The organism is Modestobacter versicolor (assembly GCF_041028285.1).
Lineage (GTDB): Bacteria > Actinomycetota > Actinomycetes > Mycobacteriales > Geodermatophilaceae > Modestobacter > Modestobacter versicolor_A.
The window spans coordinates 43,610-66,502 of record NZ_JABGDB010000005.1 but is presented as its reverse complement, the minus strand read 5'-3'; the positions used below and the strand labels follow the sequence as shown (position 1 = coordinate 66,502).

General features: G+C 76.1%; 19 protein-coding genes. 11 read left to right on the top strand and 8 right to left on the bottom strand.

Annotated elements, in window-relative coordinates:
* The 5 genes from HL054_RS16475 (at position 1) to HL054_RS16455 (ending at position 3,632) form a co-directional block, all read left to right on the top strand.
* Positions 1-396 carry a response regulator gene (locus HL054_RS16475; protein ID WP_369140115.1) on the top strand — a complete coding sequence of 132 codons (396 nt, stop codon included), beginning with the start codon at positions 1-3 and terminating at the stop codon, positions 394-396.
* Positions 393-908, top strand: a complete 516-nt coding sequence (locus HL054_RS16470) for a chemotaxis protein CheX (protein ID WP_369140114.1) — start codon at positions 393-395, stop codon at positions 906-908. The genes HL054_RS16475 and HL054_RS16470 overlap by 4 nt, the downstream gene beginning before the upstream one ends.
* On the top strand, positions 905-1,267 hold the full coding sequence (locus tag HL054_RS16465; protein ID WP_369140112.1) for a response regulator: 363 nt from the start codon (positions 905-907) through the stop codon (positions 1,265-1,267). Before HL054_RS16470 ends, HL054_RS16465 begins: the two co-directional genes overlap by 4 nt.
* Positions 1,264-1,749 (top strand): hypothetical protein, encoded by a 486-nt coding sequence (locus HL054_RS16460; protein WP_369140111.1) that lies wholly within the window; start codon positions 1,264-1,266, stop codon positions 1,747-1,749. Before HL054_RS16465 ends, HL054_RS16460 begins: the two co-directional genes overlap by 4 nt.
* 119 nt (positions 1,750-1,868) lie before the next feature.
* On the top strand, positions 1,869-3,632 hold the full coding sequence (locus tag HL054_RS16455; protein WP_369140110.1) for a SpoIIE family protein phosphatase: 1,764 nt from the start codon (positions 1,869-1,871) through the stop codon (positions 3,630-3,632).
* Between the two features lie 4 nt (positions 3,633-3,636).
* Here HL054_RS16455 and HL054_RS16450 read toward each other — a convergent pair whose 3' ends face one another.
* Entirely contained in the window at positions 3,637-4,560 is a 924-nt protein-coding gene (locus tag HL054_RS16450) for an alpha/beta fold hydrolase (RefSeq protein WP_369140109.1), read from the bottom strand.
* Positions 4,561-4,651: 91 nt separating this feature from the next.
* Here HL054_RS16450 and HL054_RS16445 point away from each other — a divergent pair, with 91 nt between their 5' ends.
* From HL054_RS16445 to HL054_RS16430, 4 genes are all read left to right on the top strand, one after another.
* Positions 4,652-5,623, top strand: a complete 972-nt coding sequence (locus tag HL054_RS16445) for a LysR family transcriptional regulator (protein ID WP_369140108.1) — start codon at positions 4,652-4,654, stop codon at positions 5,621-5,623.
* Between the two features lie 151 nt (positions 5,624-5,774).
* Positions 5,775-7,061 carry a flavin-containing monooxygenase gene (locus tag HL054_RS16440; RefSeq protein ID WP_369140107.1) on the top strand — a complete coding sequence of 429 codons (1,287 nt, stop codon included), beginning with the start codon at positions 5,775-5,777 and terminating at the stop codon, positions 7,059-7,061.
* Positions 7,058-7,774 (top strand): SDR family NAD(P)-dependent oxidoreductase, encoded by a 717-nt coding sequence (locus HL054_RS16435; RefSeq protein WP_369140106.1) that lies wholly within the window; start codon positions 7,058-7,060, stop codon positions 7,772-7,774. The genes HL054_RS16440 and HL054_RS16435 overlap by 4 nt, the downstream gene beginning before the upstream one ends.
* 46 nt (positions 7,775-7,820) lie before the next feature.
* A complete protein-coding gene (locus HL054_RS16430) occupies positions 7,821-9,140 on the top strand; it encodes an ABC transporter substrate-binding protein (protein ID WP_369140105.1) in 1,320 nt (439 codons plus the stop codon).
* 19 nt (positions 9,141-9,159) lie between these two features.
* Here the strand turns inward: HL054_RS16430 and HL054_RS16425 are convergent, their stop codons facing one another.
* The 5 genes from HL054_RS16425 to HL054_RS16405 form a co-directional block, all read right to left on the bottom strand.
* Positions 9,160-10,350: an AAA family ATPase gene (locus tag HL054_RS16425; RefSeq protein WP_369140104.1), complete on the bottom strand. Its 1,191-nt coding sequence runs from the start codon at positions 10,348-10,350 to the stop codon at positions 9,160-9,162.
* A 392-nt stretch (positions 10,351-10,742) separates the two neighbouring features.
* Positions 10,743-13,415, bottom strand: a complete 2,673-nt coding sequence (locus HL054_RS16420; RefSeq protein WP_369140103.1) for a LuxR C-terminal-related transcriptional regulator — start codon at positions 13,413-13,415, stop codon at positions 10,743-10,745.
* A 57-nt stretch (positions 13,416-13,472) separates the two neighbouring features.
* Positions 13,473-14,687, bottom strand: coding sequence for a hypothetical protein (locus tag HL054_RS16415; RefSeq protein WP_369140102.1), 1,215 nt, complete (start codon positions 14,685-14,687; stop codon positions 13,473-13,475).
* Between the two features lie 8 nt (positions 14,688-14,695).
* Complete coding sequence (locus HL054_RS16410; protein ID WP_369140101.1) at positions 14,696-15,406, bottom strand: hypothetical protein; 711 nt, start codon at positions 15,404-15,406, stop codon at positions 14,696-14,698.
* Positions 15,403-16,014, bottom strand: coding sequence for a septum formation family protein (locus HL054_RS16405; RefSeq protein ID WP_369140100.1), 612 nt, complete (start codon positions 16,012-16,014; stop codon positions 15,403-15,405). Before HL054_RS16405 ends, HL054_RS16410 begins: the two co-directional genes overlap by 4 nt.
* A 241-nt stretch (positions 16,015-16,255) precedes the next feature.
* Here HL054_RS16405 and HL054_RS16400 point away from each other — a divergent pair, with 241 nt between their 5' ends.
* Both HL054_RS16400 and HL054_RS16395 read left to right on the top strand, forming a co-directional pair.
* Positions 16,256-16,639, top strand: a complete 384-nt coding sequence (locus HL054_RS16400; RefSeq protein WP_369140099.1) for a phage holin family protein — start codon at positions 16,256-16,258, stop codon at positions 16,637-16,639.
* Between the two features lie 68 nt (positions 16,640-16,707).
* On the top strand, positions 16,708-21,651 hold the full coding sequence (locus HL054_RS16395; protein WP_369140097.1) for an NAD-glutamate dehydrogenase: 4,944 nt from the start codon (positions 16,708-16,710) through the stop codon (positions 21,649-21,651).
* Here the strand turns inward: HL054_RS16395 and HL054_RS16390 are convergent.
* Both HL054_RS16390 and HL054_RS16385 read right to left on the bottom strand, forming a co-directional pair.
* Positions 21,617-22,174, bottom strand: coding sequence for a YceI family protein (locus tag HL054_RS16390; RefSeq protein ID WP_369140096.1), 558 nt, complete (start codon positions 22,172-22,174; stop codon positions 21,617-21,619). The two genes, HL054_RS16395 and HL054_RS16390, sit on opposite strands and share 35 nt — an antisense overlap.
* Complete coding sequence (locus HL054_RS16385; RefSeq protein ID WP_369140095.1) at positions 22,171-22,779, bottom strand: hypothetical protein; 609 nt, start codon at positions 22,777-22,779, stop codon at positions 22,171-22,173. Before HL054_RS16385 ends, HL054_RS16390 begins: the two co-directional genes overlap by 4 nt.
* Between the last annotated feature and the right edge of the window lie 114 nt (positions 22,780-22,893).

Sequence of the window (22,893 nt, the reverse complement as noted above, 5' to 3'; positions counted from 1 at the left end):
GTGAGAGCTCTGGTGATCGACGACTCCCGTGCCATGAGGCGCATCGTCGGCACGATCCTCAAGGACTTCGGTTACGACGTGCGGGAGGCCGGTGACGGCCGCCAGGCGCTCGACGCGCTGGAGGAGGGCCGGGCCGAGGGCTGGGTCCCCGACCTGTGCTGCATCGACTGGAACATGCCGGTGATGGACGGGCTGCAGTTCGTCTTCGCCGTCCGCGCCAACCCCGGGTACCGGCAGGTGACGCTGATGATGGTCACCACGGAGAGCGAGACCGGCCAGATCGTCAAGGCGCTGGCCGCCGGCGCGCACGAGTACCTGATCAAGCCGTTCACGGCCGACGCGCTGCGCGACAAGCTGGCGCTGCTCGGCCTGCTCCCCGAAGAGGTGACCGCGTGACCCTGTCCGCGCAGGCCGGCACCGCGCAGCCGATCACCGAGCTGCTCGACGCCGAGACCGTGCAGAGCATCGCCGACGAGGTGTGGCCGTCGCTGGTCGGCGACGGCGAGGCCTTCGTGCCCGTGCCGGTGCCCCCGCCGGCCGACGTCGTCAGCGCCTGGGTCGACATCCTCGGCCCGTGGACCGGCTCGGTCGTCGTCACCTGCGCCCCGGCCACGGCCGAGGCGCTCACCGAGAGCGTCCTGATGATGCGCCCGCCGTCCACGGTGGACGCCGAGGACGTCGCCGACGCGCTGGGCGAGCTCGCCAACGTGCTCGGCGGCAACATCAAGAGCGTCCTGCCGGGCGAGTCCCGGCTCGGCCTCCCCCAGGTCGGGGCAGCCCCGCCCCGCGGACGGTTGGACGACGTCCGGTCCCTCGTCGGTCAGTGGCGAGGCGACTTCCTGACCATCACCGTGCAGGGCGCCACCGGGGCGCAGCACGCCGAGCGGATCGAGGAGAAGCCGCTGTGAAGATCCTGGTGACCGACGACAGCCGCGTCATGCGGCAGATCGTCATCCGCACCCTCCGCCAGGCGGGGTTCGACGACCACGACATCATCCAGGCCGAGAACGGCCGCGAGGCCTTCGACCTGGTCGGCGCCGAGAAGCCCGACCTGGTCCTCTCGGACTGGAACATGCCCGAGATGAGCGGCATCGAGTGCCTGGAGGCGCTGCGCGCGTCCGGCCAGCAGGTGCCGTTCGGCTTCGTCACCTCCGAGGGCTCCCCGGAGATGCGGGAGAAGGCGGCCAACGCCGGCGCCCTGTTCCTCATCGCCAAGCCGTTCAACGAGGACACCTTCAAGGACGTGCTGGACGGGGTGATCGCGTGACCGCCACGCTGCCGGCCGTGCTGCCGACCGCCAAGGACGTGCGGGACCTGCTCGAGGGCCTGTTCGGCAAGGACGTCACCGTCGCCCCCGGCGAGCCGGTGTCGCTCAACGACAAGCCGGCCGTCGCCGTCTACGTCGACCCGACGATGGCGACCACCGCGCTCTGCCTGCTCGACATCCGGCTGGCCGCCTGGTTCGCCGGTGCGCTCGCCCTGCTGCCCAAGGGCGGCCTGGAGGACGCGATCGACGAGCGCGAGCTCTCCGAGATGCACCTGGAGGCCGTGTACGAGGTGGTGAACATCGCCGCGTCGATGTTCAACGGTGAGGGCGTCAACCACTCGAAGCTGTACAAGCTCTACGCGCCGGGGGAGTCCCTGCCGGGCGACATCGCCGGCCTGGCCGCCGCCTTCAACCGGATCGACCTGGTCGTGGACGTCGACGGCTACGGCAAGGGCGACCTGTCGATCGTCCTGGCGCACTGAGCCCCCCAGGGCTGCACCGATCCACCAGCACCACCCCGGACGGGGGAGCGGGACCGCGCGACGCGGCCCTGCTCCCCCGTCCGTCGTGTGCGGCGTCGTCCGTGCGGCAGAGTGACGGCATGACCACGGACGGCGGGACCGGGCGCGCCGACGTCCTGGTCCCCGCTGTCGAGGGCATGGCCCGCCCGCTGTTCGTCCTCGACGAGGACTGGCGGTTCAGCTACGTCAACCCGGCCGGGGCCGCGCTGCTCGGCGCGACCGTCGACGGCCTCGTCGGCCGGGTCATCTGGGAGCGGTTCCCGGAGGCGGTCGGCGGCCCGTTCGAGCGGCACTACCGCGAGGTCGCGGCGACCGGCGTGCCGGCCAGCTTCGAGGCCTGGTTCGAGCCGCTGGGGATCCTGTTCCAGGTCGACGCCTTCCGCACCGACGGCGGCCTGGTCGTCACCTACGACGACGTCACCCGGCGGCACGCGGTCGAGCAGGCGCGGGCCGAGGCGGTCGCCGCCCGCGAGGAGGCCGCCGAGCGCGCCGCCGCGGCCGGGGCCGCCGCCGAGCTGGCCGGGCGGCACCTGATGCTGCTCGGGGACATCAGCCAGGCCATGACCTCGACCCTGGACGCCGACGAGGCCGTGCAGCGCTTCGCCGAGCTCGTCGTCCCGCAGCTCGCCGACTGGTGCCTGGTGAGCGTGGTGGAGGACGGCCGGCGCCGGGACGTCGGCCGCGCCCACCGGGACCCGGCCCTGGCCGGGGCCATGCACCGCTACGCCGACCTGCGGGCCAGCACCAACCGCGCGACCGCGCCGGTGCCCACGGCGCTGCGCGAGGGGCGTCCGGTGGTCATCCAGTCGATCACCCCGGAGCAGGTGGTGGCGATGACGACCCCCGAGGCGCGGGCCGCGCTGGCGCCGCTGGCGCCCACCGGCGTGGCCACCTTCCCGCTGCTGGCCCGCGGCGAGCTGTTCGGCGCGCTCACGCTGGTGACCGGCCCGGACCGGGGCGCCTTCACCGACGCCGAGCTGCGCACCGCCGAGATCGCCTCCCGGCGGGCCGCCCTGGCGATGGACAACGCCCGGCTGGCGACGGCCCAGAGCCGGGTGGCCGAGCGGCTGCAGCGCAGCCTGCTGTCGCCGCCGGTGCAGCCGGACGACCTGGAGCTGGCCGTCCGCTACCGGCCGGCGACCCAGGACGTCTCGATCGGCGGCGACTGGTACGACTCCTTCCTGCAGCCCGACGGCGCCACGGTGCTGGTGATCGGCGACGTGATGGGGCACGACCTCGAGGCCGCGGCGGTGATGGCGCAGCTGCGGACGCTGGTCCGGGCGATCGCCTACGACCGGCAGGGCGCGCCGGCCGACGTCATGCGCCGGGTGGACCTCGCCGTCGTCGGGCTGGGCGTCGCCACGCTGGCCACCGCGCTGGTCGCCCGGGTCGAGCAGGACGACGTCGACCGGGCAGCGGGTCTGCGCCGGCTGCGCTGGGCGTCGGCCGGGCACCCGATGCCGATGCTGCTGGGCGCCGACGGCTCGGTGGTGGACCTGACGGCGCCGGTCGGCCCGCCGCTGGGCATCGGCTGGTCGGGGGCGCGCACCGACGGCGTCGCGGTCCTCCCGGAGGGCAGCACGCTGCTGCTGTTCACCGACGGGCTCTTCGAGCGGCGCACCGGCGACCTGGACACCGGCCGCGAGGCGCTGCGCGCCGTGGTGGCCGGGCTGGCCGGACGTCCGCTGGAGGAGCTGTGCGACGGGCTGCTGGCCGGGCTGCTGGGCGACGGCGCCGAGGACGACGTGGCCGTGCTCGCCGTGCGGGCGCACCCGGTGGGTGGTCCGCGACCGGCCGGTGCCGTGCCCCGGTCGATCCCGCTGGAGCGGCCCGCGCTCCGCTGAGTGGTCACCGGGACCGCGCGGCGGCCTCCCGGACGGTGGCGGTGACGGCCTGGACGCCCTGCTCGGTCCAGAGGATCGACCAGTGGTCGGTGTCGGGCACCTCGCGGGCGGTGACGTGCGCGTCGGCCAGGCCCAGCCCGGCCAGCCGCACCTCGTCGTAGAGGCCGGGCACCTGGCCCTGCATGCCGCGGGTCGCCCACAGCAGCGTCGCCGGCACCGGCAGGTCGGTGGTCGCCTCCAGCACGGCCTCGTTGCGCAGCATGTCGGCGCTGTCGAGCCGCACCGCCTCGCGGACCACCGCGCTGCGCAGCTCGGGCGGCTCGCCGGTGAGGTCGCGGAGCAGGAAGGCGGTGACGTCGGGCTCGTCGACCCACGGGCCGACCGCCGGGTGCCCGGTCCAGAACGACCGGACGGCGGCGCGGTCGGGGAAGACCTCGTCGAGCCGGGCCAGCGACGAGCCGAGGAAGGCGGCGAGCATGTCGTCGGTGTCGGCCGCCGGCGGGACGGCGAAGGGGAGCCCACCGTCGACCAGCACCAGCCCGTGCACCAGGTCGGGGGAGTCGGCGGTGACCAGCGCGGTGACGAACCCGCCCATCGAGTGGCCGACCAGCACGGTGGCCTGGGCGCCGGCCTGGGCGTCGGCTCCGAACCGGCGGAGCACCGCGGTGACGTCGGCGGCGTGGGCGGCCAGCCCGTAGGGGCCGGGCAGGCCCGCGCTGCGCGCCCGGCCGCGCAGGTCGACCGCGACGACCTCGCAGTCCCCGGCCAGCGCACCGGCGATCGGGCCCCAGGCCGCCGCGTTGCCGGTGATGCCGTGCACCAGCACGACGAGGGGGGCGGCCGGGGCGTCGGCGGCCCAGTAGAGGGCGGCCAGCTCACCGCCGGCGACCGGGATGCTGATCTCCTCGGGCGTGCGCGTCTCGGTCACCCCGCCACCGTGCCCTGACCGGCGGGATGTTGCACGTGGAACCGGCGTCCGCCCGTTCCCTGCGACACTCGCCGTGACCACCCCCCGGCCGATGAGGGAGCCCGTGCCGACCTCGCCCACCCTCCAGCAGCTCGCCTACTTCGTCGCGGCGGTGGAGCACGGGTCGTTCGTCGCCGCCGCGGAGGCGGTGCACGTCGCCCAGCCCAGCCTGTCCGAGCAGGTCCGCCGGCTCGAGCACACCCTGGGCGTCGTCCTCTTCGTGCGCACCAACCGCCGGCTGCAGCTCACCGAGGCCGGCCGGGTGCTGCTGCCCCAGGCCCGCCGCACCCTCGCCGACGCGGCGGCCCTGACCGAGAGCGTCCGGCACATCCGTGAGCTGTCGGGCGGCACGGTGTCGTTCGGGACCTTCTCCAGTGCGCACCTGTACCTGCTCACCGCGCTGGTGGGGGACTTCCGCGCCCAGTACCCCGGCGTGACCACCCGGGTGGTCGGTCTCAACAGCTCCGAGGTGGCCGACCAGGTGCGCCGCGGGGAGCTGGAGGCCGGGCTCGTCCAGCTGCCGATCGACGAGCGGGGTCTCGACGTCGGGCCGCCGGTGCTGGTCGACTCGGTCGTCTACGTGAGCACCGACGGGGCGCGCACCCGGGCGCCGGTCACGATCGAGCAGCTCGCGGACGCGCCGCTGATCCTGTCCGAGGCCCGCTGGGGAGCCGAGGACCCGCTGCGCCGGACGCTCACCGAGCGTGCCCAGCGGGCCGGCGTCGAGATCCGGCCGCAGATCGAGGTGGAGTTCCAGACCGCCGCGGTGGAGCTCGCCGCGCACGGGCTGGGCGACTCGCTGGTGTCCTACCTCGTCACCCGGTGGCCCGGCTACCCGGGGCGGCTCAGCTGGGCGCCGCTCGACCCGCCGTTCGCCGAGCGCTTCGCCTTCATCACGCGTGCCCACGGGGTGCTGTCCCCGGCGACCCGGATCTTCATGGAGCTCGCCCACCGGCACATCCACGCCCTCCAGCGCACCGCGGACGGCGGACCCGAGCGGGACCGGGGGAGTCGCCAGCCATAGGCAGAGCCTGTGCAGCGCACTGGTGGTTGGCCGTTCACAGCGGTCCGCCCCCACCCCAGACTCGACGTGACGCGACCACCGGGTCCGCGGGGAGTGGGGACGGTGCATGGACGGCGTCGGGCGACCAGGGGGGCGCGCAGCGCGCGTCTGCGTGATCGGTGCCGGGGCTGCCGGCCTGGAGGCGGTCCGGGTGTTCCGTGCCGCCGGTCACGACGTCGTCGCGCTGGAGCGCACCGAGCGGGTGGGGGGTCACTGGCACACCGACTACGAGGCGCTGCACCTGATCACGCCGCGCGACGTGTCCGGGTTCGCCGGCGCGCCCATGCCGGCGGACTACCCGCTGTTCCCCAGCCGCGACCAGGTGCGCTCCTACCTCGAGGCGTTCGCCGACGAGCACGACCTCCGGCGGCACGTCCGCCTGGGCGTCGAGGTCACCTCGGTCACCAGCCCGGACGGCGGGGCGAGCGGGTGGCAGGTGACCACCGCCGACGGCGGTGTGGAGCACCACGACGCCGTCGTGGTGGCCAACGGGCACCACTGGGACCCGTCGCTGCCCGCGATGGCGGACCGGTTCACCGGTCGGTCGCTGCACTCGTCCCAGTACTCGGGGCCGGCCGACCTGGTGGGCGACCGGGTCCTCGTCGTCGGCGCGGGCAACTCCGGGTGCGACCTGGCGGTCGACGCGGTGTCGGCGCGCAAGCAGGTCTCGATCGCCATCCGGCACGGGCACGTGTTCCAGCCCAAGACGTTCTTCGGCAAGGGCCGCAACCAGCTGCCGCTGCTGGCCAAGCTCCCCGGCTGGCTCGCCGAGCGCGTCCAACGGGCCCTGGTGACGGTCTCCGTCGGCCGGCCCGCGGACTACCCGGGCCTGCAGGAGCCGGCCACCCGGAACCTGAACCGCCAGCCCCCGATCGTCAACGACCTGCTGCTGTACTGGCTGCAGCACGGTCGGATCACCGCCCGGCCGGGGGTGACCGGGGTCGACGACCGGACGGTCACCTTCGCCGACGGCACGACCGGGGAGTTCGACACCGTGCTCTGGGCCACCGGCTTCCGGGTGAGCCTGCCCTTCCTGGCGCCCGACCTGCTCACGTGGCGGAACGGGGCGCCGCTGCGGGTGGCGGGGATGACGCTGCCCGTCGGTGCCGTCCGCCTGTACACGGTGGGGTTGGCCAGCCCCCGCGGGGCGCAGTTCCCGGTGTTCAGCGCACAGGCCGCCCTGGCGGTGCGCCTGCTGGCCCTGGAGGGGCGGACTCCCCGGCCGCTGGCGGACGAACTCGCCTCCGCGGGCGCCCCGACCGACGCGGTGGACGTGCTGCGGCCGGTCTGGACCGCCCAGATGGCCCGGTCGCAGCGCGTGCTGGACCGGCTGGAGCGGACGGCGGCCCCGGCGCCCGAGCGACCGCCCGTGCCGGCGCGGTCGGGGGCAGCCCGATGAGCGGCCAGCAGACCGTGGTCGTCACCGGGGCGGCCAGCGGCATGGGTCGCGCGGTCGTGGACCGGCTGCTCGCGGCTGGTGACCGGGTGGTCGGACTGGACCGTGACGCCGACGTGCTGGCCGACCTCGACAGCGCCCTCGGGAGGTCGTTCGTCCCGCTCGCGGTGGACGTCGCCGACCGGGACGCCGTCACCGGCGGACTCGACGCCGTGCTCTCCGGCGCCACGGTGCGGGCCGTGGTCAACGCTGCCGGCATCTACCCACCGACCACGCTGGCCGACGTCACCCGCGAGCTCCACGACCGGGTCTTCGGCGTCAACGTGCTCGGCACGCTGCTCGTCACCGCTGCCGTCGTCCCGCACCTGCAGGCCGCCGGCGGCGGGGCGGTCGTCAACTTCGCGTCGGTGGACGCCTTCGCCGTCTCGCCCGGGCAGCTCCTCTACAGCGCCTCCAAGGCCGCGGTCCTGGCGCTCACCCGCTCGCTGGCCGTGGAGCTCGCCCCGGACCGGATCGTGGTGAACGCCGTGGCACCCGGCTGGGTGGACACGCCGGGCAACGCCGCCACCGGCCGGATGGCCGAGGCCGCGGCCGGCATCCCGCTCGGCCGGGTCGCCCAGCCCGACGAGGTCGCGCTCTGGGTCCAGCGGCTGACCGAACCCGGTTACGTCACCGGCGAGACCGTCGTGATCGCCGGCGGCAGCGCCATGCGCTGAGTCCCACCCCTCTCCCTCCACCCCCGACCGAACTGGAGCACCCGCGATGCGCAGCGCCTCGACCCTGCGGGCCACCGCCCTGGCCCTGACCGCCCTGCTCGCCACCGCCGCGTGCGGTTCCGACGACGACGGTGCCGGCGGGGGTGCCGACGCCGAGAAGCAGGTCAACGTCTACGGGGCCGACGGCGACATGAACAACGGCCTCGGCGAGGACTTCACCGAGCCGGGTGCCCTCGCCGGGATGCGGGGCACCGTCCTGCTCACCGACCTCGGCCAGGACTTCCGGGACCGGCTGCTGGAGATCGACCCGGACCTGACCGACTTCAACACCGCGGGCGAGACCTACGACGCCGTGGTGGTGACCGCCCTGGCCGCCCAGGTGGCCGGCAGCAACGCGGCGACGGTGTTCGCGCCCTACGTCAACGGCGTCACGTTCGGCGGTGAGGTGTGCACGGACCCGGGCGCGTGCCTGGACATCGTGGCCGCCGGTGGGAACCCCGACTACGACGGCCTCGCCGGTCCGCTGGGCTTCACCGACGCGGGGGAGCCGTCGCAGGGCAGCTACGCGATCGAGAGCTTCACCGACGACAACCAGATCGACACCGAGGCCCGCACCTTCCAGCTGGTCGGCGACGCGGCGGACGCGAGCTCCGACGAGGGGCCGGCGCCGGCCGCACCGGGCACCACCGGGGCGCCGCTGGTGATCGGGAGCCTGACGCCGCAGACCGGCAGCCTGTCCTACCAGGGCCTGCAGCAGCTCGCGGCGCTGCAGCTGGCGGTGGACGACGTCAACGCCGCCGGCGGCGTGCTGGGCCAGCCGGTGCAGCTGGTCACCGGTGACTCCGGCGACGCGTCGACCGACATCGCCACGCAGACGGCGGACCGGCTGCTGGCGGCGGGGGTGAACGCGGTCGTCGGCGCCTCGTCGTCCGGCGTCAGCCTGACGGTCATCGACAAGCTGACCGGGGCCGGCGTGATGATGATCAGCCCGGCCAGCACCTCGGACGAGCTGACCGAGTACCCCGACGGCGGGCTGTTCTTCCGGACGGTCCCGCCGGACACCCTGCAGGCCCGGGCGCTGGCCGACCTGATCGGGGGCGACGGGAACAACAGCGTGGGCATCCTGGCCCTCAACGACCCCTACGGCGTGGGGTTGGCGGAGAACACCCGGGCAGCCCTGATCGAGGACGGCCTGGACGAGGACAGCGTCGTCCAGGTGGTCTACGACCCGCAGGCGGCGAACTTCGACGCCGAGGTGCAGCAGATGGTGGAGCTCAACCCCGACGGCATCCTGGTCATCGGCTTCGAGGAGGCCAGCAAGATCGTCGCGGGCCTCAACGCGCAGGGGATCGGTCCGCAGCGCTGACCGGCGACGGGGTCCGGCGTCAGTCGGTCGTGTGGGTGAGCAGGTAGCGGCCGAAGTGCGGCACGGTGAAGGCGATCTGGCCGCGCTCCGCCGAGTAGACCAGGCCCTTCTTGATCAGCGAGTCCCGCGCGGGGGAGAGCGACGCGGGCTTGCGGCCGAGCGCGACCGCGACGTCGGAGGTGCCCACGGCTGCCCCGGCCGGGCCGCCGAGGTCGGCCATGGCGTGCATGTACTCCCGCTCGGCCGGGGTGGCCCGGTCGTAGCGGGAGCCGAAGAAGCCCACCGCCAGCTCGGCCTCCGCGGCCGGCGCGGCCATCGCCACGTCGGCGGCGGTGATGGGGGAGGAGGCGGCGACGTCCCAGGTGACCTTGCCGTAGGCCTGGACGAAGTAGGGGTAGCCGTCGGCGGCCGCGTAGAGGGCGTCCAGCGCGGCGGTCTCGAACTCGACGTCCTCCCGCTCGGCCGGGGCCAGCAGGGCGCGGTCGGCGGCGTCCCGGTCGAGCCGGTCGATGCGCAGGTAGCGGAAGAGCCGCTCGGAGTAGCTCTTCGAGGCGCTCAGCACCGCCGGCAGGTGGGGGAGGCCGGCGCCGACCACGATCAGCGGCGAGCCCTGCTGGGACAGCTCGTGGCAGGCCGCGCAGATCGCCGAGACGTCGTCGGCCTGCACGTCCTGCATCTCGTCGATGAACAGCGCCACGCCCTTGCCGACGTCGGCGGCGATGCCGGCCACGTCGGTGAGCAGCTCGACCAGGTCGATCTCCATGTCGCCGGAGTCGGCCCGGCCGGTGCTGGCCGGGACGTCGATGCCGGGCTGCCAGCGGTCCCGGACCTTCGCGTCGGCGGGCGCCTGGCGCTGGGCGAAGGCCTTGAGCACCCCGAGGACGGCGTCGGTCGACTCCTGGTCGGGGTGCCGGAGCTCGCGCAGCGCCATGTGCAGGGCGGCCGAGAGCGGCCGGCGCAGCGACTGGTCGGGCCGGGCCTCGATCTTCCCGGTGCCCCAGCCGCGGGTGATGGCGGCCGAGCGCAGCTGGTTGAGCAGCACGGTCTTGCCGACGCCGCGCAGCCCGGTGAGCACGAGCGAGCGCTCGGGGCGGCCGCGGGCGATGCGCTCGAGCACCACGTCGAAGGCGGACAGCTCGGTGTCCCGGCCGGCGAGCTCGGGTGGGCGCTGCCCGGCGCCGGGGGCGTACGGGTTGCGCACGGGGTCCATGTCGAGCAGCGTATGCGGTCGTCTAGCAACGGCGATAGACACGCGTAGACCACGGCATGGTCGACCGTCTCGATGGCAGTCTGGCGCTGTCTAGCGGCGACGCTAGACATCCCCATACTGCGTCAGAGGCCGGTCGCCTCCGTTCTGCGTACCGATCCGACGGTAGCACGGACGTCGAACACGTGTTCGAACGACGGCGCATCCCACGGACAGCGCAGCGCCCCGTCGGGAGGTCGTCCCGGCGGGGCGCGCGATGGCCGGCCCGGCAGCCGCCTCTCGGCGAGTGGTCGCTCGCAGCGACGAAGGGGTGGAGCCCGGGGGTCTGTCCGGGCCGGCACCCCGTACAAGCGCGGGCACCCCCGGCTTGTTCCGCCGACACCCCCACCCGGCGGTCAGCCGGCGGACTCCGCCAGGGCAGCGGTGAGCTCGGTCCGGCTGTTGATCCCGAGCTTGCCGAACGCCGACTGCAGGTAGCTCTCCACCGTCCGCACCGACAGGTGCAGGTCGGCGGCGATCTCGGCGTTGGACAGCCGGCGCGCCGCCCGCTCGGCCACCTCGCGCTCGCGCCGGGTGAGCGGACCGGCCACCGCCCCGGTGTCGCCCGCCGGGCCGGCGAGCTGGCGGCGGGCGAGCTGGAGCACCTTGGCGGCGCCGCGCTCGGCCTCCCGCGCCACGTCCGGGACGTCCAGCGCCGCGGTCGCGGCGTCCACCGCGAAGCCCAGGTCGCCGGCGGCCAGCAGCCGTTGCGCCGTGCGCACCAGCAGGTCGGCGTCCCCGGTGGCGACCCCCTCGGCGTGGTCGCGGGCGGCGCGCATCCACGGCCCCGGGGAGTCCATCGGCATGCCGCGCAGCAGCGCCACGGCCGCGGCGGAACCGTGCCGGGCGGCCTGGGAGAGCACCACGGCGGCGTTGCCCAGGTGGCCGCGCTCCAGGAGCACGCGCCCGCGCTCGACCACGTCGTCCTGCACGTCGTCGCCGAGCGCGAGCCGGGCGCCGGAGAGGCTGAGCTGCGGGGTCACCGGGCCGTCGTAGTCCAGCCACATGGTCGGCGCGTACCGCGACAGCTCGGAGCGTGCCGCGGCGGCGTCGCCCGCCTGGGCCTCGGCCCAGGCCAGCGCCGCGCGGGCGAGCCCCTCGAGCCGGTGCGGGTCGCGCAGCGCGAACCCGGCCAGGGCCGCCCGGAGCAGCGGCCGGGCGCGGTGCCCGTCGCCGCAGAGCACGTGCACCAGGCCGAGCCCGAGGTCGTCGGGGTTGCCGTTGCGGGCATCACGGTGGGGCCCGGGCAGCGCGAGCTGGTCGCGCACCCGGCTCCACTCGCCGCAGGTCACCAGGGCGACGTTCAGCCCGGACAGCACGACCATGGACAGGTCCGGCGGCAGCTGCCCGCGGTGCCACACCTCCGCGACCTCCGCGGCCACCGTCCGCGCCTCCTGCTGCTGGCCGAGCGCGGCCAGGCCGGCCGCCAGGAGGGAGCCGCTGACCGCCCACCGCTCGACCCCGGACGACGTGCCGGCGTCGTGCACCGGGCGCAGCCGCTCGACGAGCTCGGCGTACCGACCGCCGGAGAACGCGAGCGAGGCCCAGGCGACGTCCAGCATCGCCTCGGGGTCCGCGTCCGTCACCGGCGCGCCGGTGCGCAGGGAGTCCAGCACCTCCAGCGCGGTCTCCCGCACCGACGTCGGCGCGTAGCGGGCGGTGTCGGCCCGCTCGATCGCCCAGTACACCCGCTCGCCGGCGGACATGGTCGCCCAGCGGCGGGCGCGCAGCTCCTCCAGGGCGCTCACCGCGTCGTCGATCAGCCCCAGCATCCGCGACGCCTGGGAGCGCAGCATCGTCGCGGCCACCTCGTGGTCGCCGCCCGGGACCGCGCCCGCCAGCCGCAGGGCGAGGGGCGCGTCGTGCTGGAGCAGGGCGGTGCCGGCGGCCCGGACCGCCAGGGCGGGGTCCAGGACGGCGCCGGTGTCCAGGGTGAGCGCGGCCAGCCCGAGCTCCTGCGCGGCGCTCGGGTCGCCGCCGCCGACCCCGAGCTCCATCGCGGTCTGCAGCACCGCCCGCCGCCGGGCCCAGGGCACCTGCTGGCCGATGGCCCGGGCCAGCGCCGGGCTGGCGAGCCGGGCGGTGGGCGGACCCGGCAGGCCCCCGGCACGGCCGGCCTCCACCACCACGACCCCGGCCCGCTGCAGCGCCTCCAGCTGGTCGGGGGGCAGCAGCCGGTCGACCGCGGTCAGCGGCACGTGGTCGGTCAGCGCGACCAGCTCGAGCAGCTGCCGCTGCGCCGCCGTCCAGCGGGCCAGCGGCGCGTCGAGCAGCCCACCGGCCTCGGGGGCCGACCAGCGGAAGGGGTCGATGGTCCAGCTGCCGTGCGAGCGCACCAGCCCGCCGCTGTGCACGCCGAGCTCGAGCAGGTGCCGCAGCAGCATCGGGTTGCCGTCGCTGGACTCCTGCAGGTGCCGGCGGACCCCGGCCGGGACCGGGCCGCCGAGCCGGTCCCGGATCGCGGCGTCCATCTCCTCCGCATTCCAGGGGTGGACGACGACCGCGCCGAGCAGCCCGTCCCGCCAGAGGTCGACCACGGCGTCCGGGCCGGTCGTGACGTCGTCGGCCACCACGAGCAGCCGGAGCGCGCCCGACCCGGCGAGCGCGCCGAGCACGCCGGCGCTGTGCTCGTCGACCTGGTCGACGTTGTCCACCACGACCAGCGGGGCGGTGGCGCCGCCCAGCCCGCGCAGCCGCAGTTGCAGGGCCCGGGTCACCGTCAGCGGGTCGGGCGGTGAGTCCCCGACGTCCGCCGGGAGGCCGTCCAGGTAGGGGGAGAGGGCGCCGTAGGGGTGCCGGGCCGCCAGCGAGGTCCCGCGGACCAGCAGCACGGCGCAGCGGGCGCCCTCCGCGGCGCCGACCTGGGTGGCCAGCGTCGTCTTCCCCGACCCGGCCTCGCCGGTGACGGCGATGCCCACGACGCCGGGCCGGGCCAGCTCGGCCAGGGCGTGGGCGAGCAGGTCCGGCCGCGGGCGCACCGTCCACCGGCCGGGCGGCGCGACGGGTCCGCCGCGGGGAGGAGTGTGCACCGCTGGTCACCCCGCTGCTCGACGGCCCGGACGCCGGTGAGGATAGGACAGCCGGGCTCAGGAGCGCGCCCGGATCCCCAGCCGGTCCGCCAGCCCCACGGCGGCGTCCAGCAGCTCGTCGACCGGACCGAGGTCGGGCGGGGGGCGCCGGAGGACCCAGACCCCGAGCACCCCGGCCCGGACGGCGTAGCGCATCGGGACGGGGCTGCCGACCACCCGGACGCCGCCCGGTGCGGTCGGCGCCGCGGCGTCGGCGGCGAGCAGCAGCGCCGTCCGGCCACCGGTCGTCGCCGTCGCACCCTCGCCGTGCAGGGCGATCCGGGCGGGCGGTGGCCGGCCCGGCAGGGCCCCGCGCAGGACGGCGCGGGCGGTGCCGGGCACCGGGACGGCGGGGAAGGCCCGGTGGTAGGCCCGCGGGTCCTCCAGCTGCATGCCCAGCCGGCGGCCGAGCCGGTGCACCGCCTCCAGCAGCGGGGACGACGGCCACGGGCAGTCGGTCGCCGTCTCCGACCCCGGCCACGCCGCCGCGGGCAGCGGCGCGGCGAAGGGCGCCGGGGCGTGCAGCGGGGCGCACTCCCGGGCCAGTGCCCCGGCGCAGTCGTCGAGCATCGTCAGGAGCTGGTCCATGCCTGCCTCGTCCGCGTAGCCGTTGCGGTGCAGCGCCAGGACGCCGTGCCCCCAGGAGAGCTCGAAGAAGGCAGACCGGGCCCCCGCCCGGAGGACCGTGCCGACCGGGCCGTCCAGCAGGCGGGCCGGCAGCCCGGGCACCGGCTGGGGGCCGACGGCGCCGGGGTCAGGGGCGCCGGGACCTGCGGCGCCGGGGTCAGGGGCGCCGAGGGTGAACGGGGGGAGCAGCGCGGCCTCGGGGACGGCGACGGCCGCCGCGGTGACCGGGACGCCGACGTGGCGTCGTCCGCCCGTGCGGGGCAGCCCGTCGGGGGCCGCGCGCACCGTGAGGTCGTGCCGCGGGCCGGCGAGCAGCGTCGGCCCCTGCAGTCCGTCCACCACCGGCACCGGCCGGCGCCAGTGCCACAGGCAGCAGTCCCAGCCGCCGGCGGTGGTGCCCCGCACGACGTTGGCCTGCAGCTCCGGCTCCCCGGGCAGCACCCCGGACCAGCCGCCGGCGTTCGCGCTGCCGTGGGAGTCGAACCCGCGGGCCGCGGCCCAGGCCGTGAGGTCGACGGCGGGACGCCCCCGCCGGGCGTCGGGGACGTCCCGCGGGTCCCACGCTGCCCAGCCGACCACCGAGCGGGCGGTCCCCGGCGTGCCCATGGTCGGGGTCAGCCGAGGAAGGCGGGCAGCAGCACCGAGACCGCAGCTCCCGCGGTGAGCACCAGCCCGACCAGCAGCCCCCCGGCGGTCGGCCGGCGCAGGCCCAGCCCGGGCGTCGGGGTCGACGCGCGGTGGTGCACCTGGCCGAGGGGCGGGAGGGCGCCGTTGCCCGGCTCGACCCGCGCCTCGGCCCGGGCGGCGGCCCGGGCGTCGGCGGGCGGGGCCGGCACCACGACGACGTCGGGCCGCGCGGGGTCGGGGCGCGAGACGACGACCACCGAGCCGGGCTGGAAGGACGGCAGCGTCACCACGTCGAGCACGGCCGGGGTGGTGGTGGCGTAGGCCGGGCCGGTGTCCTGGCGCAGGGTCGCGGGACTGACGACCAGGGTGAGCTCGCACTGCGGCTGGTCGTTCACCTCCAGCCCGGTGCGCCGGATGGCCTCCACCCGGGCGAGCGCCAGCCGGCTCCCCGCCGGGGGAGGTCCGGGCAGGGCCCGGGAGACCGCTCCGGAGAGCCGCGCCATGGTCAGCAGCAGCCACACCGCGAAGCCGGCGCAGAACGCGAGCACGAACCAGCCGTGCGGCGCGACCACCATGCCGGTGAGGCCGCCGGCGGCGGTGCCCAGCGCGACGGAGTGCAGGCCGCGGACGAGGACGCCGGCGCTGCCGGGGAGGGCCGGCGACCGTTCGCCGAGGCCCGGGGCGAGGGAGACGCTCACTCCGCCACGCCCTCGAGCGAACCGGTCAGCGGCTCCATCGTCCGGCCGGTGGCGTAGCACAGCGCGGTGCGGTCGCCGTCGGCCCAGCTCTCCTCGGTGGGGTACACGACGGAGAACATGTTGACCGACAGGTCGACCGGAATGCCGACGAAGTCCTCGAAGCCGGTCTCGCAGTCCCGCTCGGTGTGGTCCTGGATCTCGGACCTGCCCGGGAAGGACGGGCCCAGCTCGTCCAGCGCCACGGCCAGGTAGACCTCCGCGTCGTGCTCCTCGTCGCAGTCGATGGAGGGGAGGCCGGCGGCCGGCGTCTCCCACCAGATCGTCTCGGCGCAGTCGCCGACGGCCAGCGGCTCGTCGGGCGCGTCCGGCTTGCCGGACACGTCCTCGGCCCACTCCTCGAGGGCGGCCTCGACGTCGGCGTCGCCGACGGCGTCCTCCACCGCTGCGGCGACGGCGTCCTCGTCCGGGACGCCCGAGCCGCTGTCGCCGCAGGCGGCCAGGGTCAGGGCGAGCCCGGCGGCGGTCACCAGACCGGCGACGGCGGAGGCGGGACGGCGGGGCGTGCGCGGGGCGCGGTGCTTGCCACGGCGGCGGGTCAGGATGGTCACGGTGTGCTCCGGATCGGTGCGGCCGGGGTGTGGTCCCCGGCTCCAGCAGGACGGGTCCATCCTGGGAAGTCGCAGGTCAGCGCGGCACCGTAGGCACTACTGCACTTCCCGGCCCGGGCTACGGTGATCGGCACGGCGTGGTACCGGGCCCCGGTCTCTAGGCATCTCTGGCGACGACGCGAGAGTGCCGTAGACGGCGACAGCGACCGGGTCGGTGATCACCGGGCGCTACCGTGCCGCCGTGGCCACGATCGGGAAGTTCGCCGTCCGCGTCGTCGTGCTGGCCGTGATCATCTACGCGGTCACCCGGCTGGTCGACGGCATCAGCGTCGACACCGCCGGGGGGCGCTACGGCGAGGCCGGCACCTACCTGTGGGTGGCGCTGCTGTTCGCCGTGGTGAACGCCGTGGTCGGCCCGGTCGTCCGGCTGCTGGCGCTGCCGTTCGTGGTGCTCACCCTCGGGTTGTTCCTGCTGGTGGTCAACGCGGCGCTGCTCGGCCTCACCGCCGCGCTGTCGGACCGGTTCAGCGTCGACGGCTTCCTGCCCGCGGTGCTCGGCGGCCTGCTGATCGCCGTCTTCAGCTGGATCGCCGAGCTGCTGCTGCCGCTCAAGGTGCGCGCCTGACCCGACGTGCCGGGACGGCACGCGGATGACCGTGCAGCGGGGCACCGGGGTGACTAGCGTCGCTGGACATGGTCGGCACCGGACACCTCTCGGACCGCATGCTCGATCGCACGCCTGACGTCCCGGTCGACATGGCCTCGCTGGAGGCCGCGCAGGACGAGAAGCGCCGGCTGCTGGACGACGCCGCGGCCGCGGCTGCCGACCTCCTGACCGGCACCGACGCGCTGCCCGCGGGCCTCGGCCCCGAGGACGGCGCCGCGCTGATGCACCGCTTCTTCTCGGGGGAACCGGCGGCGGAGGTGGTCGGCCACCAGCCGGCCGAGCTCGCCGCCCTCGCCCTGGACCACCTCCGGCTGGCCGCCAGCCGCGCCCCGGGCACGCCGGTGGTCGACGTGCACCGCGCCGACGGCGGCCGGGCGGTGCTGCGGGTGGTCGTGGACGACATGCCGTTCCTGGTCGACTCGGTGACCGCGGAGGTGGTCCGCCAGGGCATCGTCGCCCAGCACGTCGTCCACCCGATCGTGGTCGTCCGCCGGGACGCCGGGGGCCGGCTGACCGCCTTCTGCGACAGCGCGGACGCCGCCTCCTGCGGGGCCGACGCCCTGGCCGAGTCCTGGATGGCCGTGGTGCTCGCCGGCTCCGTGGACGAGGAGGCGGCCGGGGACCTGGTCACCGGGCTGGCCACCGTGCTGGCCGACGTGCGCCGCGCCCACGACGACGCCGGCGCGCTGGCCGCCCGCGCGCGGGAGGTCGCCGACACCCTGGACCGCGAGCCGGCCGCCGCGGACGGCGGGCACCCGGCCGACGACCCCGCGGAGGCGGCGGCGCTGCTGCGCTGGCTGGCCGACGGCAACTTCCTCTTCCTCGGCGCCCGCACCGTCGAGCTGGTCGGGGACACCACCGACCCCACGGTCGTCGAGGCCTCCGAGCTCGGCGTCCTGCGCGGCGGGCCCCGGCGCACCACCTCCGTCGCCCCGGCCGCGCTCGCCGCCCCCGGAGCGGTCGGCAGCCGGCGGGTGCTGGTCACCAAGGGCGACGCCCGCTCCACCGTGCAGCGCCCGGCCTGGCTGGACCTGGTCGTCGTCGACCTGCCCAGCGACGTCCCCGGCAGCCGCGGCCGGCAGCACCTGCTCGTCGGGCTCTTCCCCAACGAGGCCTACACCAGCAGCGTCCGGGACGTGCCGCTCGTCCGGCGGACCGCCGAGGCGGTGCTCGAGCGCTCCGGCGTCCCGGCCGACAGCCACTCCGGCAAGGAGCTGCTCGACGTCCTGGAGACCTACCCGCGCGACGAGCTGCTGCAGATCGGCGTCGACGAGCTGCTGCCGGTCGCGCTGGCCGTGCTGCACCTGAGGGAACGCCGGCAGACCCGGCTGTTCCTGCGCCGCGACCCGTTCGGCCGGTTCTTCTCCGCGCTGGTGTACCTCCCCCGCGACCGGTACACGACCCAGGTGCGGCTGACGATGCAGCGGCTGCTGCTGGAGTCCCTCGGCGGCACCCACGTCGAGTTCACCGTCCGGTCGAGCGAGTCGGTGCTGACCCGGCTGCACTTCGTCGTCCGGGTGCCCGTCAGCCGCCGCGGTGGGGCGACGCTGCCCGAGGTCGACGTCCCCGCGCTGGAGGCGGCGCTGGCCGCGGCCGCCCGCAGCTGGACCGACGACCTCGCCGACGCCCTCGCCTACCGGCACGGCGACGACGCCGCCCGGATGCTGGCCCGGGTCGCCGACGCGTTCCCAGCCGCCTACCAGGAGGACTTCCCGGCCGCGGTGGCCGTGGAGGACCTGGCCCGGCTGGACCGGCTGACCGCCGGGGGGACGGACCTGCGGCTGTGGGCGCCCGCGTCCGGCCCCGAGGGCGAGCGGCGGCTGACCGTCTACCGGGTGGGGGAGCGGCTGCTGCTGTCCGACGTGCTGCCGGTGCTCCAGCACATGGGCGTCGACGTCCTGGACGAACGCCCCTACGAGGTCGACCGGATCGGCGCGCCGATGGCCTGGGTCTACGACTTCGGGCTGGCGTCGCCCACCGGCGAGGTGCCCTTCGCCGGCACGCTCCCGGAGCGGTTCACCGACGCGATCAGCGCCGTGTGGTCCGGCCGCGCCGAGGACGACGCGCTCAACTCGCTGGTGCTGCTGGCCGGGCTGACCTGGCGGCAGGTGGCGGTGCTGCGGGCCTACGTGCAGTGGCTGCGCCAGGGCGGGCTGCCCTTCGGCCAGGGCTACGTGCAGGAGACGCTGGCCGCGCACCCCGGGATCGTCGCCCGGCTGGTCGCCCTGTTCGAGACCCGCTTCCACCCCGACCGCTCGGCCGGCCGGGAGGCCCGCACCGCCGCACTGGTCGACTCCCTGGTCGAGGCGATCGGGTCGGTGGAGTCGCTGGACGCCGACCGGGTGCTCACCTCGCTGCTCGCCGCGGTCCGGGCGACCCTCCGGACGACGGCCTACACCGCCGGGGTGTTCACCGGCGGCGCCCCGCTGGCGCTCAAGCTCGACCCGCACGCCGTCCCGGACCTGCCCGAGCCGCGGCCGGCGCGGGAGGTGTGGGTCAGCTCTCCGCGGGTGATGGGCGTGCACCTGCGCTTCGGCGCGGTGGCCCGTGGCGGGCTGCGCTGGAGCGACCGTCGCGAGGACCTGCGCACCGAGGTGCTGGGCCTGGTCAAGGCGCAGACTGTGAAGAACACCGTGATCGTGCCGACCGGGGCCAAGGGCGGCTTCGTGGTGCTGCGGGGGCCGGCGGAGGGCGCCTCCCGCGACGACGTGCTGGCCGAGGGCAAGGCCTGCTACACGCTGTTCATCGGGGCGCTGCTGGCGCTCACCGACAACATGGTCGACGGCGGCGTCGTGCCCCCGGAGCGGGTGGTGCGCCACGACGGCGACGACACCTACCTGGTCGTGGCCGCGGACAAGGGGACGGCGACCTTCTCCGACCTGGCCAACTCGGTGGCGATCGAGCGCGGCTTCTGGCTGGGCGACGCCTTCGCCTCCGGCGGCTCGGTCGGCTACGACCACAAGGCGATGGGCATCACCGCCCGCGGCGCCTGGGAGTCGGTGACCCGGCACTTCCGCGAGCTCGCGGTGGACGTGCAGAGCCAGGAGGTCACCGTCGTCGGCATCGGCGACATGTCCGGCGACGTCTTCGGCAACGGGATGCTGCTGTCGGAGCACCTGCAGCTGGTGGCCGCCTTCGACCACCGGCACGTGTTCGTCGACCCGACCCCGGACGCCGCGACCTCCTACGCCGAGCGGCGCCGGCTGTTCGAGCTGCCCCGCTCCTCGTGGGCCGACTACGACAGCACGCTGATCAGCGCCGGGGGAGGGGTCTGGCCGCGGACGGCGAAGTCGGTGCCGGTGTCCGAGCCGATGCGGCTCGCGCTCGGCCTGGCCGGCGACGTGACCGCGCTCAGCCCGGCCGAGCTGGTCCGCGCGGTCCTGCTGGCGCCGGTCGACCTGCTGTTCAACGGCGGGATCGGCACGTACGTGAAGGCCGCGACGGAGAGCGCGCTGGACGTCGGGGACAAGGCCAACGACGCGGTGCGGGTGGACGGCGGGCAGCTGCGGGTGCGGGTGGTGGGGGAGGGCGGCAACCTCGGGCTCACGCAGCGCGGCCGGGTCGAGTACGCGCTGGCCGGCGGGCGGGTGAACACCGACGCCATCGACAACTCCGCCGGCGTGGACACCTCCGACCACGAGGTGAACATCAAGATCGCCCTGAACCGGGTGGTCGACGACGGCCGGCTGGACGCCGCGGGCCGGGCCCGGCTGCTGGTCGAGATGGGCGAGGAGGTCGCCGCCGACGTCCTGGCCGACAACTACGCGCAGAACGCCACGCTGGCCGCCGAGCAGGCGGCCGCCCGCGGCCTGCTGGACGCCCACCAGCGCCACCTGCGCGCGCTGGAGCGGTCCGGCCGGCTGGACCGGGCGGTGGAGGCGCTGCCCGACGACCGGGCGATCGGCGAGCGGCGAAGGGACGGCCTGGGGCTGACCAACCCCGAGCTCAGCGTGCTGCTGGCCTACGCCAAGATCGAGGTCAGCGACGCCGTCCTGCACTCCGGGCTGCCCGACGACCCGGCGCTGGAGACGTTGCTGGCGGACTACTTCCCGGCAGCGCTCCGCAGCCGCTTCCCGACCGCGCTGGCCAGCCACCCGCTGCGCCGGGAGATCGTCGCCACCGCGCTGACCAACCGGGCGGTGAACGTGGCCGGGGTGACCGGGCTGTTCCGGCTGGCCGAGGAGACCGGCGCGCCGTTGGCCGCGGTGGTCCGGGCGCACGCGGTGGCCCGGGCGGTCTTCGACGTCGACCGGCTCTGGGACGCCGCCCGCGACCTGGACAACCGGGTGCCGGCGACCGTCCAGGTGCACCTGCGCACCGAGGGCACCCGGCTGGCCGAGCGGGGCACCCGCTGGCTGCTGCGGGTGCCCGAGCTGACCGCGGAGCCGGCGGCGACGCTGGGCGACGTGACGGGCCGGTTCGCCGCCGCGGTGTCCACGGTCCGCGCCGGCCTGCCCGGCTGGCTGCTCGGTGCCGACGCCGAGGCGTACGCCGAGCGGTCAGCGGAGCTGCGGGCGGCCGGGGTGCCCCCGGAGCTGGCCGCCGAGGTGGCGGCCGCGCCGCTGCTGCCCACCGCGCTGGACCTCGCGGTGGTCACCGAGGGCACCGGCGCCCCGATCGCGCTGGCCGGCCAGGTCTCGCAGTGCCTGGCCGAGCGGCTCGGGCTGGTGCCGCTGCGCGAGCTGGTCATCGGCCTGCCGCGGGACCGGCGCTGGCCGTCGATGGCCCGGGCCACGCTCCGCGACGACCTGGCCACCGAGCAGGCGGTGCTGACCGCCGACGTGCTGGGCCTGCGGTCCTCCGACGCGGACACCGCCGCCGCGCTGGTGGCCCGCTGGGTGGAGGCCTGGGACGTCACCCAGCAGCGGTCGGCGGCGCAGCTGGCCGAGCTGGCCGGGGGCGACCGGCACGAGCTGGCCGAGCTGCTGGTCGCGGTCAGGACGCTGCGGGGGTTGCGCTCCCGCCGCTGACCCGCCCGGGAGGCGTGAGCCAGGCGTCGACGGTGACGGTCACCGTCCGGCCGATGAGCAGCCGCGGTGCGCGGATGCCGGCCGCCGTCCGGTCCAGCGTCGCCGTGCCGACGACGTGCACGCGGTCGGCGGTGCTGTCGTCCTGCACCCCGCCGGTGACGGGCAGCGGGCACGTCGTCCCGCGCAGGCCGAGCCGGCCGTCGGCGCACCAGCCCCCGGGGACGACCCGGACGGCGCCGCACTCGAAGGTCATCGCCGGGTGCCCCTCGGCGTCCAGCAGCCCCGGCCGGCGCAGGTCGGCGTCCCGCCGGGGGTGCCCGGTGGCGACGGTGCCCAGGTCGAGGACGGCCCGGACGGCGACCGGCCGGCCGGCGTCGTCGACGTCCAGCTCGCCGGAGGTGACCTGGACGGTCCCGCGGACGGTCCGCCCGAGGTTGCCGACGCGGAAGGAGGCCTCGGTGCGCCCGGGGTCCGTCGTCCACCGCCCGGGCGCCAGCCGGACCGGGGCGGTGGTCGCGGTCACGACGACGCCCCGGCGGCCGGCACGGGCAGGCGGACGTCGACGACGGTGGCGAGCTGCACCCGGTCGGGGTCCCGCAGCAGGGCCGGGTCCTCGTCGGGCAGCAGCTCGGTGCCGAACACGGCGCGCTGCACGGCCTCGTGGGTCGCCACGTCGGTGGCCAGCGCCAGGACGATCGTGCCGCCGTCGGCCTCGCGGAGGACCGACACCGACACCAGGCCCGGTACGTCCCGGACGGCCGGCCAGAGCCGGTCCCGGCCGGCGTGGTCGGCGGCGGCGACCTCCGCCGCGCTGCGCGGCCCGTCGAAGCAGGTGAGCTGGGCGACCCGCGGCGGCCGGTCCGCGGCGCTGCCGGCGTGGTCGTCGACGACCTCGTAGGCCGCGGCGTCCAGCCAGGTCGGCCCGGTCGGGGTCCGCCGGGCAGCGGCCCCGGCGGCCGCCTCCGCGGTCGGCCACCAGGCGACGACGCTGCCCTCGAGGCCGGCGAGCTGGGCCAGGGTGCAGCTGCCCGCCGGGGCGCTGCCGTGCAGGTCGCGGGCCAGGGCGGCGCCCCAGCCGGGGGACTCGGCCGCGACCGAGCGGCGGAACTGGTGGACGGTGGCGTACATCGGGACTCCTCGGGCTCGGTGCCCCGGCGGCCGGTCCGCCGGGCACCGACGACCCTCCGGTGCCCGGCGCCCCGACGCCTCAGTGGCACCACTGGACCCGGCCACTGGAGCCGG